This window comes from Thalassiella azotivora, assembly GCF_054781695.1.
The window spans coordinates 51634-66250 of the sequence record NZ_BAAGTX010000016.1; the positions used below are offsets into that span (position 1 = coordinate 51634).

14 protein-coding genes are annotated in these 14617 nt (G+C 73.8%); 7 read left to right on the plus strand and 7 right to left on the minus strand.

The annotated features are described in order from the left end of the window. Positions 1 to 49: 49 nt before the first annotated feature. Together ACYVQV_RS12330 and ACYVQV_RS12335 are read left to right on the plus strand one after the other, a co-directional pair. Positions 50 to 877, plus strand: a complete 828-nt coding sequence (locus tag ACYVQV_RS12330) for a maleylpyruvate isomerase family mycothiol-dependent enzyme (protein ID WP_461023591.1) — start codon at positions 50 to 52, stop codon at positions 875 to 877. Next, positions 874 to 1764 (plus strand): sulfurtransferase, encoded by an 891-nt coding sequence (locus ACYVQV_RS12335; protein ID WP_461023592.1) that lies wholly within the window; start codon positions 874 to 876, stop codon positions 1762 to 1764. The genes ACYVQV_RS12330 and ACYVQV_RS12335 overlap by 4 nt, the downstream gene beginning before the upstream one ends. Positions 1765 to 1775: 11 nt before the next feature. Here ACYVQV_RS12335 and ACYVQV_RS12340 read toward each other — a convergent pair whose 3' ends face one another. From ACYVQV_RS12340 to pdhA, 5 genes are all read right to left on the minus strand, one after another. Beyond that, positions 1776 to 2336: a GNAT family N-acetyltransferase gene (locus ACYVQV_RS12340; protein WP_461023593.1), complete on the minus strand. Its 561-nt coding sequence runs from the start codon at positions 2334 to 2336 to the stop codon at positions 1776 to 1778. Positions 2337 to 2459: 123 nt separating this feature from the next. Then, the gene (locus ACYVQV_RS12345; protein WP_461023594.1) at positions 2460 to 4016 is read right to left on the minus strand and encodes a dihydrolipoamide acetyltransferase family protein; all 1557 of its coding nucleotides are present in this window, start codon (positions 4014 to 4016) and stop codon (positions 2460 to 2462) included. After that, positions 4009 to 4362 carry a biotin/lipoyl-containing protein gene (locus ACYVQV_RS12350; protein WP_461023595.1) on the minus strand — a complete coding sequence of 118 codons (354 nt, stop codon included), beginning with the start codon at positions 4360 to 4362 and terminating at the stop codon, positions 4009 to 4011. Before ACYVQV_RS12350 ends, ACYVQV_RS12345 begins: the two co-directional genes overlap by 8 nt. 14 nt (positions 4363 to 4376) lie before the next feature. Beyond that, positions 4377 to 5360 (minus strand): alpha-ketoacid dehydrogenase subunit beta, encoded by a 984-nt coding sequence (locus ACYVQV_RS12355; protein ID WP_461023596.1) that lies wholly within the window; start codon positions 5358 to 5360, stop codon positions 4377 to 4379. Then, complete coding sequence (gene pdhA / locus ACYVQV_RS12360; RefSeq protein ID WP_461023597.1) at positions 5357 to 6625, minus strand: pyruvate dehydrogenase (acetyl-transferring) E1 component subunit alpha; 1269 nt, start codon at positions 6623 to 6625, stop codon at positions 5357 to 5359. Before pdhA ends, ACYVQV_RS12355 begins: the two co-directional genes overlap by 4 nt. 242 nt (positions 6626 to 6867) lie before the next feature. Between pdhA and ACYVQV_RS12365 the strand changes: the two genes are divergently transcribed. Both ACYVQV_RS12365 and ACYVQV_RS12370 read left to right on the plus strand, forming a co-directional pair. Then, positions 6868 to 7872 carry an EamA family transporter gene (locus ACYVQV_RS12365; RefSeq protein ID WP_461023598.1) on the plus strand — a complete coding sequence of 335 codons (1005 nt, stop codon included), beginning with the start codon at positions 6868 to 6870 and terminating at the stop codon, positions 7870 to 7872. 101 nt (positions 7873 to 7973) lie between these two features. Continuing rightward, a complete protein-coding gene (locus ACYVQV_RS12370) occupies positions 7974 to 8720 on the plus strand; it encodes a hypothetical protein (protein WP_461023599.1) in 747 nt (248 codons plus the stop codon). A gap of 128 nt (positions 8721 to 8848) precedes the next feature. Here the strand turns inward: ACYVQV_RS12370 and hisC are convergent, their stop codons facing one another. Further along, a complete protein-coding gene (gene hisC, locus ACYVQV_RS12375) occupies positions 8849 to 9964 on the minus strand; it encodes a histidinol-phosphate transaminase (RefSeq protein WP_461023600.1) in 1116 nt (371 codons plus the stop codon). Between the two features lie 147 nt (positions 9965 to 10111). Between hisC and ACYVQV_RS12380 the strand changes: the two genes are divergently transcribed. The 3 genes from ACYVQV_RS12380 to ACYVQV_RS12390 all read left to right on the plus strand — a co-directional run bounded on the left by ACYVQV_RS12380 (position 10112) and on the right by ACYVQV_RS12390 (position 12846). Further along, positions 10112 to 11533 carry a sugar porter family MFS transporter gene (locus ACYVQV_RS12380; protein ID WP_461023601.1) on the plus strand — a complete coding sequence of 474 codons (1422 nt, stop codon included), beginning with the start codon at positions 10112 to 10114 and terminating at the stop codon, positions 11531 to 11533. 57 nt (positions 11534 to 11590) lie between these two features. Beyond that, positions 11591 to 11983 (plus strand): phage holin family protein, encoded by a 393-nt coding sequence (locus tag ACYVQV_RS12385; protein WP_461023602.1) that lies wholly within the window; start codon positions 11591 to 11593, stop codon positions 11981 to 11983. A gap of 86 nt (positions 11984 to 12069) precedes the next feature. Further along, positions 12070 to 12846, plus strand: a complete 777-nt coding sequence (locus ACYVQV_RS12390) for a PilZ domain-containing protein (protein WP_461023603.1) — start codon at positions 12070 to 12072, stop codon at positions 12844 to 12846. 43 nt (positions 12847 to 12889) lie between these two features. On the opposite strand, the gene paaN is transcribed toward ACYVQV_RS12390, so the two are convergent. Beyond that, a complete protein-coding gene (gene paaN, locus ACYVQV_RS12395) occupies positions 12890 to 14548 on the minus strand; it encodes a phenylacetic acid degradation protein PaaN (RefSeq protein ID WP_461023650.1) in 1659 nt (552 codons plus the stop codon). Positions 14549 to 14617 lie beyond the last annotated feature (69 nt).

Here is a 14617-nt window from a genome sequence, read left to right on the forward strand (position 1 = left end):
ACGGCGACGTGACCGGTTCCGCGCCCACCCCTCCACGGATCGGGACCCGATGACCGACTTCGCCGAGATCGTCGACGCCTACGAGCACACCGTGCGCGCGCACCTGGCCCTGGCCGCCGACGCCACCGCCGAGGACGCCGACCGCCCGACGGAGTGCCCCGGCTGGACGGTGCGGGACCAGCTCGCGCACGTCGTCAGCCTGGAGCGCTGGATGGGCGGCGAGCCGTGGCCGGAGCACCGGGTGCCCGAGGGGCTGGAGCACGTGCGGACACCGTTGGGCCGGCTCGTGGAGGTCGGCGTGGACGCCCGCCGGGGCCGGTCGCTGGAGGACGTGGCGGCCGAGCTCGCGGAGGTCCTGACGTCGCGGTTGACGGCGTTGCGCGGGCCGGGCACGGACCCGGGCGCCGAGACCCCCAGCCCCTTGGGCGGGACGATGCCGCTGCGGTCGGTGCTGTCGATGCGCACGTTCGACATCTGGACCCACGAGCAGGACGTGCGCCGCGCGCTCGGCCGCCCCGGCAACCTCGGGTCGCAGGCAGCCCAGGTCTCCGTCGGCTGGCTGCGGCGCTCGCTGCCGCGGGTGGTCGCGCGCGCCGCCCGGCTGCCCGTCGGCACCGTGGTCGCCGTCGACGTCACCGGCGAGGTGCCGTTCGCGGACGTGGTCGTCGTCCGGGAGGGGGACGGCGGCAAGCCGGTGGGCGCGGTCGTCGACCCGGGTGCGGACGGCGTCGAGCCGAGGGCGCGGCTGGTGCTGACCACCGAGGCATTCACCCGCCGGTCCGCGGGGCGCTGGGCGGTGGAGCACACGCCGGCGGAGGTGTCCGGCGACGAGGACGCCGCCCGGGCGGTGCTCACGGCGCTGGCGGTGACCCCGTGACCGGTCCGGCCGCCGAGGTGCCGAGTCGGTCGCCGCTGGTGGCGGTCGACGAGCTGCTGGGGCTGGTCACCGGCGACGAGCGGCAGCGGCCGCTGCTGCTGGACGTGCGCTGGACGCTCGCCGGGCCGGACGTCCCGTCGTACCTGACCGGTCACCTGCCGGGGGCGGTGTTCGTGGACCTCGACGCGGACCTCGCGTCACCGCCCGGGGCGGGCGGGCGGCACCCGTTGCCGGACGCCGAGACCCTGACGGCGACGCTGCGCCGGCTCGGTATCGGCGCCGACCGGGACGTCGTCGTGTACGACGGCGGGAACGCGATGGCGGCGTCCCGGGCGTGGTGGGTGCTGCGGTGGGCCGGGCACGAGCGGGTGCGGGTGCTCGACGGTGGCCTGCCGGCGTGGACGGAGGCCGGCGGCCCGCTGGAGTCGGGACCGGTCGAGCCGGTCGCGGACCCGGCGGCGCGGGCACGGGTCGGGTCGATGCCGACGGTGTCGGTGGACGACGTGGCCGCCGGCCGGGGCGGGCTGGTGGTCGACGTGCGCGCACCGGAGCGGTTCCGCGGGGAGGTGGAGCCGGTCGACCCGGTGGCCGGGCACGTCCCTGGCGCGGTGTCGTGCCCGGCGTCCGGGTTGGTCGACGACTCGGGCCGCTACCTGCCGGCGGCGGCGCTGCGGGAGGTGCTGGACGACGTCCGGGCCGGTGCCGTCGGGTCGTCGGGCGAGCCGGTGGTCGCGGACGGCGCTCCCCTGGCCGCCCAGTGCGGGTCCGGGGTGACGGCGACGCAGCTCGTGCTCGCCGGCGAGGTCGCCGGGGTGCCGGTCGCCCTGTGGCCGGGGTCGTGGTCGGAGTGGGTCGCCGACCCGTCCCGACCCGTCGCGACGGGCTGAGCGACCGGGACTCACCGGTGCTGGGCGGCTCGCCACGTGGTGCGCGGCAACCGGTACAGCACGTGCGGGCGCACGGGGTGACCGGCGGGGACGGCCGGGTGGTCGAAGTCGCCGTCCGGGTCGCGGACCAGCCCGATGCGTTCCATCACCCGCTGCGACCGGACGTTGCCGACCGCGGTGAACGACACGATCTCGGTGAGGCCGACGTCCTCGAACCCGAACCGGAGCGCCTCCGTCGCGGCCTCGGTCGCGAACCCGTGACCCCACGCGTCGCGCGCCAACCGCCAGCCCACCTCCACCGCCGGGGTGAACGGCGCCTCGAACCGGGCCGGCGCGAGGCCGGTGAACCCGATGAACGCACCGGTGTCGAGCCGCTCCAGCGCCCACAGGCCGTACCCGTCGTCGTCCCACCGCTGCCGGATGCGGTCGACGAACGCGTCGGAGCCCTCCCGCGTCGACGGGGCCACGAAGTGCTCCATCACCCGCGGGTCGGCGTTCATCGCCGCGAACGGGTCACGGTCGTCGTCCCGCCAGGGCCGCAGGAGCAGGCGGGCGGTGCGGCGTGACGTCATGCGCGCAGTCTCGGGCACACCGGTCCGCCGCGCACGCACCCGGCCTGAGGCAGCTGATCGTCAGACGCTCCTGGGGGTGATCACCCCCAGGAGCGTCTGACGATCAGTTCGTGCAGGTGGGGCTCAGCCCCAGACGAGCGCCTGCTCGGGACGCTCGAGGACCGCGCCGACGTCCGCGAGGAAGCGGGAGCCGAGGTCGCCGTCCACCAGGCGGTGGTCGAAGGACAGCGCGAGCTGGGTGACCCAGCGCGGCTTGACCTTGCCCTTGTGCACCCACGGCTGCTGCCGGACCGCGCCGAAGCACAGGATCGCGGACTCGCCCGGGGGCAGGATCGGCGTGCCGGTGTCGACGCCGAAGACGCCGACGTTGGTGATGGAGATGGTGCCGTCGGCCATCTCGGCCGGCTGCGTCCTGCCCTCCTTCGCCGTCGCGGTCAGCTCGGCGAGCGCGTCGGCGAGCTGGCGCAGGGTGAGGTCCTGGGCGTCCTTGACGTTCGGGACGACGAGCCCGCGGGGGGTGGCGGCCGCGATGCCGAGGTTCACGTAGTGCTTGACCACGATCTCCTGGGCGTCCTCGTCCCACGACGCGTTGATCTCCGGGTTGCGACGCACCGCCAGCAGCAGCGCCTTCGCGACGACGAGCAGCGGGGAGACCTTGACCCCGGCGAACTCGCGGTCGGCCTTGAGCCGCTCGACGAGCCGCATGGTGCGGGTGACGTCGACGGTGAGGAACTCCGTGACGTGCGGGGCGGTGAACGCGCTGGTCACCATCGCCTGCGCGGTCACCTTGCGCACGCCCTTGACCGGGACGCGCGTCTCCCGCTCCCCGGGTGCTGCGGCCCTCGGCGCAGCGGCCGACGCGCCCGCCGGCGCGGACGCCGCGGACCCGTTCTCCTGGAACGCCATCACGTCGTCCCGGGTCACCGTGCCCTGAGGCCCGGTGGCGGGGACGGCGGCCAGGTCGATACCGAGGTCCTTCGCGAGCTTGCGCACAGGCGGCTTGGCGAGCACCCGGGCGGACGGCGCGATCGGCGCCGGCGCCGGCGTCCCGGCCGAGGGCAGGGACGCACCCTCGCGCTTCGCCGGCACCGGGGTCACCCGCTGCGGCTCACGCGGCGGCGCGACGGGCTGGGCGACCTGACGACCGGTCGAGAACGCCTCGTGCACCTCCTGCGAGGCACCTCCGGCCGCGCCGCGGCGGGCGCGGCGCTTGGAGGACACGGCGCGCGGCCCGTAGCCGACGAGCGTCTTCGGGCCCTCGGCCGGGCCACCGGCCATGCCCGGCTCGACGGGCTCGTCCGGCGCCGCCGTGGAGACCTCGGTGGCCTGGGCGCCGTCCGGCAGCCGCGGCACCATGTCGTCGCCCGGGTGGTCGGTGCCCTGCGGCGCCTCGCTGCCGCCGTCCGCACCGGCCGACCCGCCGGACCCGGCGCCCGCGCCGACCTCGACGGTGATGATCGGCGTGCCCACGTCGACGGTCTGCCCCTCCTCGAAGAGCAGCTCGCGGACGACGCCCTCGAACGGGCTGGGCAGCTCGACGACCGACTTCGCGGTCTCGATGTCCACCAGCATCGTGTTGACCTTCACGTGGTCGCCGGGCTTGACCCGCCACGTCACGATGTCGGCCTCGACGAGGCCCTCCCCGACGTCGGGGAGCTTGAACTCCTTGATCTCAGGCACGGGAAGAGGCCCCCTTCCGGGAGAGCAGGCCGGCGAACCAGGACGCACGTGCCGGCCGGTGGCCGGCACGCTTACGGGCCGCGGCGAGCGCGACCGGGTCGACGTCCAGGGATGCCAGGAGCGAGTCGATCGACACCCGCGTGCCGGTGGGCGCGTGGATCGCGGCCACGACGCCGACCTCCGTCGCTGGGATCTGCACGATGCTCTTCGCGCTGTGCACCTCCACGTCGACCACACGGTCACCGGCGTCCACCCGGTCACCCGGCTGCGCCGTCCACGAGACGACGTCCGCCTCGACCGGCCCGATCCCGAGGTCGGGCATGCGGAACTCCTTGATCTCAGGCACTCGCACTCCCCTCCTCAGTAGGCCAGCGAACGGTCGACGGCGTCGAGCACCCGGTCCAGGTCGGGCAGGTACTCCTCCTCGATCCGGCTCGCGGGGTACGGGGTGGAGAAGCCACCGACGCGCAGCACCGGCGCCTCGAGGGCGTAGAACAGGTCCTCGGTGACCCGGGCGGAGATCTCCGACCCGAGACCGAGCACCGTCGGGGCCTCGTGGACGACGACGAGCCGGCCCGTGCGGGCGACGGAGCCCTCGAGCGTCGACCAGTCGATCGGCGACAGGGACCGCAGGTCGACGACCTCGAGGGACTTGCCCTCCTCGGCGGCGGCCTCGGCCGCGGCCAGGCAGGTCTTCACCATCGGGCCGTAGCAGGCCAGCGTGACGTGCTCACCGGAGCGGACGACGCGAGCGGAGTGCAGCGGGCCGGGCGGGGTGTCGAGGTCCACCTCGACGGCCTTCTCGTGGTACCGCCGCTTCGGCTCGAAGAACATCACCGGGTCGTCGCTGGCGATGGCCTGCTGGATCATCCAGTAGGCGTCCGTCGGGTTCGAGCAGGACACCACGCGCAGGCCCGGGGTGTGCGCGAAGTACGCCTCCGGGGACTCGCTGTGGTGCTCGACGGCGCCGATCCCACCGCCGAACGGCACGCGGATGACGACGGGCAGCTTCACGGACCCCTTGGACCGGTAGTGCATCTTCGCGAGCTGGGTGACGATCTGGTCGTACGCCGGGAAGATGAAGCCGTCGAACTGGATCTCGCAGACCGGCCGGTACCCGCGCAGGGCCATGCCGATCGCGGTGCCGATGATCCCGGACTCGGCGAGCGGGGTGTCGATGACGCGGTCCTCGCCGAAGTCCTTCTGCAGGCCGTCGGTGATGCGGAAGACGCCGCCGAGCTTGCCGACGTCCTCGCCCATGACGACGACCTTGGGCTCGGCCTCCATCGCGGCCCGCAGGCCGGCGTTGATGCCCTTCGCCAGGCTGAGCTTCTCGGTGCTCACCGGGCCACCTCCTCGGCGTCGGCGAACGACGCGTGGTACTCGCTGAACCACTGCCGCTCGGCGTCGACCTGCGGGTGCGGCTCGCTGTAGACGTGGTCGAACATCGACTCGGGCGTCGGGTCGGGCATCTGCTGGCACGACGTGCGGACGTGGTGGGCGAGCTCGTCGCTCTCCGCGTCCACGGCGTCGAAGAACGCGGCGTCCGCCTGGCCGGTGCGGGACAGGTGCACGCGAAGGCGCGCGATCGGGTCCTTGAGCTTCCACTCCTCGACCTCGGCCGCGATGCGGTAGCGGGTCGGGTCGTCGGTCGTGGTGTGCGCGCCCATCCGGTAGGTGAACGCCTCGATCAGCGACGGGCCCTCGCCGTTGCGGGCCCGGTCGAGTGCGAGCTTCGTCACCGCGTACACGGCGAGGACGTCGTTGCCGTCGACCCGCACGCCGGGGAAGCCGAAGCCGCGGGCCCGCTGGTACAGGGGGATGCGGGTCTGGCGCTCGTTCGGCTCGGAGATGGCCCACTGGTTGTTCTGGCAGAAGAACACCACGGGGGCGTTGAAGACGCCCGAGTACACGAACGACTCGTTGACGTCGCCCTGGGCGCTGGCGCCGTCGCCGAAGTAGGCGATGACGGCGGCGTCGCGGTCCGGGTCGCCGGTGCCCACCGCGCCGTCGCGCTGGACGCCCATGGCGTAGCCGGTCGCGTGCAGGGTCTGCGACCCGATGACGATCGTGTACAGGTGGAAGTTGTTCTGGTTCGGGTCCCAGCCGCCGTGGCTGGCGCCCCGGTACAGGCCGAGCAGCGTCACCGGGTCGACGTCGCGGGTCCAGGCGACGCCGTGCTCGCGGTACGTCGGGAAGACGTAGTCCTGGGGGCGGGTGGCGCGGCCGGAGCCGATCTGCGCGGCCTCCTGGCCGAGCAGGCTGGCCCAGATGCCGAGCTCGCCCTGGCGCTGCAGGGCGGTGGCCTCGGCGTCGACCCGGCGGACCAGGACCATGTCGCGGTACATGCCGCGCAGGTCCTCGGTGGTCAGCGCGGCGGCCACGTCCGCGTACTCGGAGTGCTGCGGGTCATCGACCCGCTCGCCCTCGGGGTTCAGCAGCTGCACCAGGTCCGGACCGCCGTCGGAGCGGTTGTGCCTGGTGCCGACGACGCTGTCGGTCACGTGGTCTCCTTCGTCGAACCCGACGCGGGGGTCTCCTGCGGCGGGAGGGCGTGGGCGGGGCGTGGACGGGGTGGATCCAGCCGTCGCCGACGTGGTGGGGCTCACATCTGGGCACACCGTATCCACCCGGCGGCCCGCGCGGAAACGGCCGGTGGCCCGGCGTCGGCCGCGCGGGTGGCGCGACCCGCTCCCACCTGCGAGATGTCACGCAGAGCGTCGACGTCGTCACCCGCCCGGCGGGTTGGCGGGATGTCGCGGGTCGGTGACCGGCGAAGCGCTGTCGTCGCGGCCGGTGGACGTGCCATCCTCCCTTCGTGAGGCACACATCCCATGAATCCGCTCGGCCGGTGGCGCCGGGTGGGCCCCGGGCCGCCGGGGAGCCCGAGGTCGTCACCCCGCCGGTCACGACGGTGGGCCTGACGGTCTGGGTCGCGCTCACCGTCGTCTACGTCGTCTGGGGGTCGACGTACCTCGGCATCCGCGTCGTGGTCACCGACGGGCTGCCGCCGCTGGTCTCGATGGGCAGCCGCTTCGTGGTGGCCGCCCTGCTGCTCGCGGCCGTGCTGGCGGTCCGCAGCGGCCCCCGCCGGCTGCGGGTGACCCGGCGCGAGCTCGCCGGCGCGTCGCTCGTCGGGCTGTTCCTGCTCCTCGGCGGCAACGGGATGGTCGCCGTCGCCGAGCAGGACGTGCCCAGCGCCCTGGCCGCGCTGCTCGTCGCCACGACCCCGCTGTGGCTCGTCGGCTTCCGCTTCGCGACCGGCGACCGTCCCCGCTGGATGACCTGGGCCGGGACGGCGCTCGGCTTCGTCGGGATCGCCGTCCTCGCCCGGCCCGGTGGTCACGAGGGCGACGTCCCGCTCGCGGCGACCCTGCTCGTCGTCCTCGCGACGTTCCTGTGGGCCACCGGCTCGTTCGCGTCCGGGCGGCTCACCATGCCGGCCGACCCGTTCGTGGCGTCCGTGTGGCAGATGGGCGTCGCCGGCGCCGCGATGGTCGCCGCCGGGTCCGCCGCGGGCGAGCTGCCCCGGCTCGCCGCCGCGTTCGACGGCGGTGCGCCCGCTCGCGGGCTCGTGGCGTGGGCCTACCTCGTCGTGTTCGGGTCCCTGCTGGCGTACACCGCGTACTACTGGCTGCTGCGCAACGCCCCCATCTCGCTCGTCGCGACGTACGCGTACGTCAACCCCGTCGTGGCCGTCGTCCTCGGGTGGCTCGTGCTCGCCGAGCCGGTCACCGCGACCGTCGTCCTCGGCGGCGGGCTCGCGGTGCTCGGCGTCCTCGTGGTCGTCCGCAGCGAGCGCCGGCGACCCCTGCCTGCCGCGGCGGACGCGGCCGAGGACGACGCCCCGCGCTGAGACGCCCCGCGCTGAGACGCCCCGCGCTGAGCGGGACGCTGCCGCCTGCGGGATGATCGCCGGACCCGCCGGTCGCCACGGCGGGACGGAGAGGGGGAGCCATGCCGACCTCGCGAGCCGTCGTCGCCAGCCCCGACCCGACCCGGCACGCCCGGGCGCTGGTCGCCGACCTCGTCGCGCGCCACCCGGCCGCGCTGCACCACGGGACGACGGAGATCCACCTGCCCGGCGGGCGGCTCGACGTCACCGCCGTGGACGGCGCGGTCCGGCTCGACGTGTCCGCCGGCTCCGCACAGGAGCTGACCGCCCTGGAGGACCGCGTGGTCGCCGACGTCGACCGCGCCACCGGCCCGGGGGTACTGGCCGTGGAGTGGTGGCGCTCTGACGGGACCGTCCGGGGCCGGGCCGGCGACTCCCGCGCGGGGGACGGTCGCGCCCAGACGCTCGGCTGGGTGCTGGGCACCCGGACCGTGGACGTCGTCCACGCCGACCGCCGCACCGGGCGTCCCGTCACCACCCGCCTGACGGTGCTGCGGCACGACGCCGAGACCGGCGCCGTCGTGGTGGCCTCGGCGTCCGGACGATCGGCCGGCTGGTACCTGGACAGCCACGTGACCCCGCTGCTGCGGGTCCGGGACGGCCACCGGTCGTGGGTGCCGCAGGTGCGCGAGCTGCCGCCGTCCGAGGCGTTCGAGGTGCTGCGCGGCGTCGAGAGGCGACGGCGGTGGGCCGCGATCGCCGTCCGGGCCCGGATCAGCCAGCTCGTCGGCTGGCGCTACCACGGCTCGGACGGCGGGCGGCGGCGCGTGCTCACCCAGCTGCCCCTCGTCGAGCTGCGCCCCACCTGACCTCCCCTGTGCCACCAGCCCGGGCTTTGCTCGCCGGCCCGGGCTTTGCTCACCGAGAGGGTGTGAATCCGGCGGTTTCACACCGTCTCAGTGAGCAAAGCCCGCTGGGGTGAGCAAAGGGGTGGGGGTCAGAGGCGGGCGCGGAAGGCGCGGCAGACCTCGATGAACCGGTCGTTCGCCTCGACCTCGCCGATGCTGCAGCGGGCGCCCTCACCGGGGAACGGCCGCACGGACAGCCCCGCCTCCTCGCAGGCCGCGGCGAACTCCACGGTCCGGTCCCCCAGAGCCATCCAGACGAAGTTGGCCTCGGTCTGCGGCACGTCCCAGCCCTGCTCCCGCAGCGCGGCGGCGACCCGCTGACGCTCGGCGACCAGGGCCTCGACCCGCTCGAGCAGCTCGTCCTCGGCCTGCAGGGAGGCGATCGCCGCGTCCTGCGCCAGCCCGGACACCCCGAACGGGACGGCGGTCTTGCGCAGCGCGTCCGCGACCGGCTCGTGCGCGACGGCGTACCCCACGCGTAGCCCCGCCAGCCCGTAGGCCTTGGAGAACGTGCGCAGCACCGCGACGTTCGGCCGCCCCCGGTACACGTCGACCGCGTCCGGCGACTGCGGGTCGCGGACGAACTCCCGGTACGCCTCGTCGATGACGACGAGCACGTCCGAGGGCACCCGGTCGAGGAACCGCTCGAGCTCGTCGCGGTGCACGACCGGCCCGGTCGGGTTGTTCGGCGTGCAGACGAGCACGAGCCGGGTGCGGTCGGTGATCGCGTCGGCCATCGCGTCGAGGTCGTGGCGGGCGTCGGCGGTCAGCGGCACCTGCACGCTGCGCGCCCCGGAGACGCCGACGACGATCGGGTACGCCTCGAACGAGCGCCACGCGTAGACGACCTCGTCGCCGTCCGCGCAGGTGGCCTGCACGATCTGCCCGAGGACACCCACGCTGCCGGTGCCCGTCGCGACGTGCTCGACGGGGACGCCGACGTGCTCGGCGATCGCCGCGACGAGCCCGGTGGCGAACATGTCCGGGTACCGGTTCATCTGCCCGGCCGCGGACTCCACCACGTGCAGCACGCTCGGCAGCGGCGGGTACGGGTTCTCGTTGCTGGAGATCTTGTAGCTGGTCAGCCCCTCGCGCGGTGCGGGCGGTCGGCCCGGCTTGTAGGAGGGGATGCCCTGCAGCGCCGCCCGGATCCGCGGTACGCCGCCACCCGCTGTCGGGTCGCTCGTGGACGTCTGGTCGCTCATGGACGGTGAGGGTAGAGCCCCACCCCGGGACCGACGTGACCGCCGTCACCGGCACGGCGCCGTCCCGACGGGCGGGGACGGCGCGGCGGCGCCATGATCGACGGGCCGGTGCCGCCGACGCCGCCGGCCGCGACGAGGGGAGCCGCCATGAGCACCGACGCACCGCAGGTCGACCAGCGGACGACGGCGAAGGCCGTCCTCGTCTCGATCGTCGCCGCGATCGGCGGCTTCCTCTTCGGGTTCGACACCGCGGTGATCAACGGCGCCGTCGACGCGATCCAGGGCGACTTCGAGCTGAGCAGCTTCGTCATCGGCTTCACCGTCGCCTGCGCGCTGCTCGGCTCCGCCCTCGGCGCCTGGTACGCCGGGCCGATCGCCGACCGGATCGGGCGGGTCCGGGTCATGCTCATCGCCTCGGCGCTGTTCAGCGTCAGCGCGCTCGGCTCCGGCTTCGCGTTCGGTGTCTGGGACCTCATCCTGTGGCGCTTCGTCGGTGGTGTCGGCGTCGGCGCCGCGTCGGTCATCGCGCCCGCGTACATCGCCGAGATCGCGCCGTCCCACATCCGCGGCCGGCTCGGGTCGCTGCAGCAGCTCGCGATCGTGACGGGCATCTTCGTCGCCCTGCTGTCCGACGCGTTCATCGCCGACTACGCCGGCGGCGCCGCGGAGGAGGGGTGGTTCGGGATCACCGCGTGGCGGTGGATGTTCCTCGCCGAGCTGGTGCCGGCGATCGCGTACGGCGTGCTGGCCCTGCAGGTCCCGGAGTCCCCGCGCTACCTCGTCGCCAAGGGCGAGCTGAAGCGCGCCGGGGAGGTGCTCCGGGAGGTCCTCGGCGCCCGGTCCGTCGAGACGGTGCAGCGCAAGGTGCAGGACATCCGCCGCAGCCTCAAGCGCGAGGACGAGCGGGACGTCGGGCTGCGCCAGCTCCTCGGCCCGGTCCTCGGCCTCAAGCCGATCGTCCTCGTCGGGATCCTGCTGTCGGTGTTCCAGCAGTTCGTCGGCATCAACGTGATCTTCTACTACTCGACGTCCCTGTGGCGCTCCGTCGGGTTCAGCGAGGCCGACTCCCTGACGATCACCGTGATCACGTCCGTCACCAACGTCGTGGTGACCATCGTGGCCATCGCGATCGTCGACAAGGTCGGCCGCAAGCCGATGCTGCTCGGCGGGTCGCTGGGGATGGCGGTGACCCTCGGCGTGATGGCCGTCTGCTTCTCCCAGGCGCAGGGCACCGGTGAGGACATCGTCCTGCCCGACCCGTGGGGGACGACGGCGCTGGTCGCGGCGAACCTGTACGTCGTCGCGTTCGGCACCACGTGGGGGCCCGTCGTGTGGGTGCTGCTCGGCGAGATGTTCCCCAACCGGCTCCGCGGGCCGGCGCTCGCCGTGGCCGCCGCCGCGCAGTGGCTGGCGAACTTCACCATCAGCACCACGTTCCCCGTGCTCGCGGACATCGGGCTGGTCTTCGCCTACGGGCTGTACGCGACGTTCGCGACCCTGTCGTTCTTCTTCGTCTGGAAGGCCGTGAAGGAGACGAAGGGCAAGGAGCTCGAGGACATGACGGGCTGATGACGCCCGGCGTCCGGACCTCCCCCGCGGGGGTCCGGCCGTGAGAGGGTGCGCGCCATGAAGGGCTTCCTGATCAAGATCGTGGTCAACGCCGTCGCGATCTGGGTCGCCACCCTGGTGGTGGACGGCATCGACGCCGGCTGGGGCGACGACACGTCCGTCGGCGCGCAGGTCGTGACGTTCCTCGTCGTCGGCGCCGTCTTCGGCCTCGTCAACGCGATCGTCAAGCCGGTGGTCAAGCTGCTGACCCTGCCGTTCTACCTCCTGACGCTCGGGCTCTTCACGTTCGTCGTGAACGCCCTGATGCTCCAGCTGACGTCGTGGATCTCGCAGGCGACACCGCTCACGTTCACGATCGACGAGTTCTTCTGGACGGCGATCCTCGGCGCCGTCGTGGTGACGTTCGTCAGCCTGGTGCTCAACCTCGTCGTCCCCGACGACAAGGACTGACCCACCCGGGCGTTTCCGCTCAGGTCCGGTCGCCTCCTGGCCGACAGGACGGCGACAGGTGCGCCGTCGGCCAGGGAGGACGCAGGGTGACCACCGTGCAGTTCCCCGACGAGGGCGAGCAGGTCGAGCTCGCGCTCGCCGCCGGCGACGACGTCCGCTCGTACACCACGTGGGTGGACAAGGCCGACGGCTACTGGATGAGCGTGTTCACGCCGCACGACGTCCTCGTCGGTGACCTGCCAGCGGTCGGCACGACGATGATGCTGCGCTGGCACAGTCCCCGCGGCCGGTACGAGGTGGACGCCGAGTTCCTCGGCGCCGACGTGGACGGCGGCCGGCAGTGGGAGCTCGAGCTCGGCGACGAGATCACCCTGACCCAGAACCGGCAGTACGTCCGCGGCGGTGGCGGCGAGCTGGTGAGGATGCGGATGCGGACCGTGGACGACCTCGTCGCCACGGCCCCTGGGCCCGTCCCCGCGCCGCGGGTGCCCGACGAGCCCGCGGACCGCGCGGACGGTCCGGCTCCGGACGCGTCGGACGACGTGGCACCGCAGGAGCCGGTGCGCACCGGTCCGGACCCGACGGTCCCGGTCGACGGGGTGGTCGTGGACCTCAGCGAGCGCGGCGCCCGCTGCCGGTTCCGCGAGGTGGGGCTGCTCACCGGCGACCCGGTGTCCATCACCCTCCAGCTCGACGGTGAGACGGTCACCCTCGACGGGGACGTGCTGAGGGTCATCCCCGACGCCCCTGGCGGGCGCACCGACGTCGTGGCCGTCTACGAGCCCGACGAGGACGTCGCCGCGAGGATCCGTCGGCACGTGCTGCAGGCGCAGCTGCGGGAGCGTCAGCGCGCCCGCCGCTGACGTCCCTCGCAGGGCCGGCCGACCCGCCGGTCGGGCACCGCCCTCAGGCGTGCCGGCGAGACTGCACCACCCGGAACCGGCCGGACACGTAGTGCCCGTCGGTGTAGGTGGCGTTCGCGGCGGGGTTGGCGCCGGTGCCGTGGAAGTCGCTGAAGGCCGCCGACTGGTTGACGTAGACCTGGCCGGTGAGGTTCACCGACAGGGCGACGCCCGCCTCCAGGGCGGCCTGCTCGGCGGCGTCCAGGACGTCCTCGGACGTCGAGTACACCGACGCGGTCATCGCGCCGTGCTCGCGGACGGTCTCCACGAACCGGGCCAGCGACGCCTCCGTCGACGGGGTCTCGATGACGAACGCGACGGGACCGAAGCACTCGGCGGTGTACGCGTCGTCCGAGACGTCGACGCCGACGATCGCGGGGGTGCGGATCGTCGCGTCCGGGAAGTCGGGGTGGGTGACGACGCGGGTCTGGAGGACCTCGCGGCCGCGGTCGGTGGCGGTGTCGGCGCGCTGGACGACGTCCGGGTTCACGGCGGCGCCGAGCAGCTGGACGGCCTTGGCGTCGTCCGCGGTGAGCACCTGGACGGCGTCCGCGATGCGTTCGGCGACCTCCTCGGCGGTCAGGTGGCCCTTGTCGGTCTCGATGCCGCCCTCGGGGACGTACACGTTCTGCGGGGCGGTGCACATCTGGCCGGAGTAGAGCGTGAACGAGAACGCGAGGTTCGCGCACATGCCGTCGAGGTCGTCGGTCGAGTCGATGACGACGGTGTTGAGGCCGGCCTTCTCGGTGTAGACGACGGCCTGGTGGGCGTTGCGCTCCAGCCAGGTGCCGAAGCCGGGGCCGCCGGTGTAGTCGATGATCCCGACCTGCGGGTGCAGGGCGAGCGGCTTGGCGAGGCCCTCGCTGTCGGTCTCGGTGGCGAGGACGACGAGGTTCGGGTCGAACCCGTTCTCGGCGAGCACCTCGCGGGCGACCTCGACGCTGATCGCCAGCGGCAGGACGGCGCGCGGGTGCGGCTTGACGACGACGGCGTTGCCGGTGGCGAGGGACGCGAACAGGCCCGGGTAGGAGTTCCACGTCGGGAACGTGTTGCACCCGATGACGAGGCCGGTGCCGCGGGGGACGACGTGGAACCGCTTCGTCATCGTCAGCGGGCCGCCCTTGCCCGGCTTGGACCAGGTGGCCTCCGCCGGGACGCGGCGCTGCTCGGCGAGCGCGTACGCGACGGCCTCGAGCGCACGGTCCTGGGCGTGCGGGCCGGCGGCCTGGAAGGCCATGACGAACGGCTGGCCGCTGGTGTGCATGACGGCGTGGGCCATCTCGAACGAGCGCGCGTTGATCCGGTCGAGGACCTCCACGCACACGGCGGCGCGCACGTCAGGGCCGGCGTCGCGCCACGCAGGGACGCCGGCGCGGGCGGCGGCGAGCAGGTCGTCGAGCCGGTCCTCGCCGTAGTGGGGGTAGGTGACACCGAGCGTCGGGCCGTACGGGGACACCTCGGACCCGACCCACTCGTCGGTGGCGGGCTGGGAGGCCAGGGCCTCGTACCGCCCGCCGAGGTGCGCCTCGTACGCGGCCTGCCCCTTCGCGGCGGACTCCTCCCCGTACACCCGCGGCGACGGGGACTCGGGATAGCGCGAGTAGTACTCGCGGCTGGCGGTCGCGGCGAGGGCGGCGTCGAGGACCTCGCGGTGGCGGTCCACGAGCTGCTGCCTGCTGCTCGTGCGGTCGGCCTCGTGGGCGCTGGCGGACACGGCTGCATCGGGGGACGT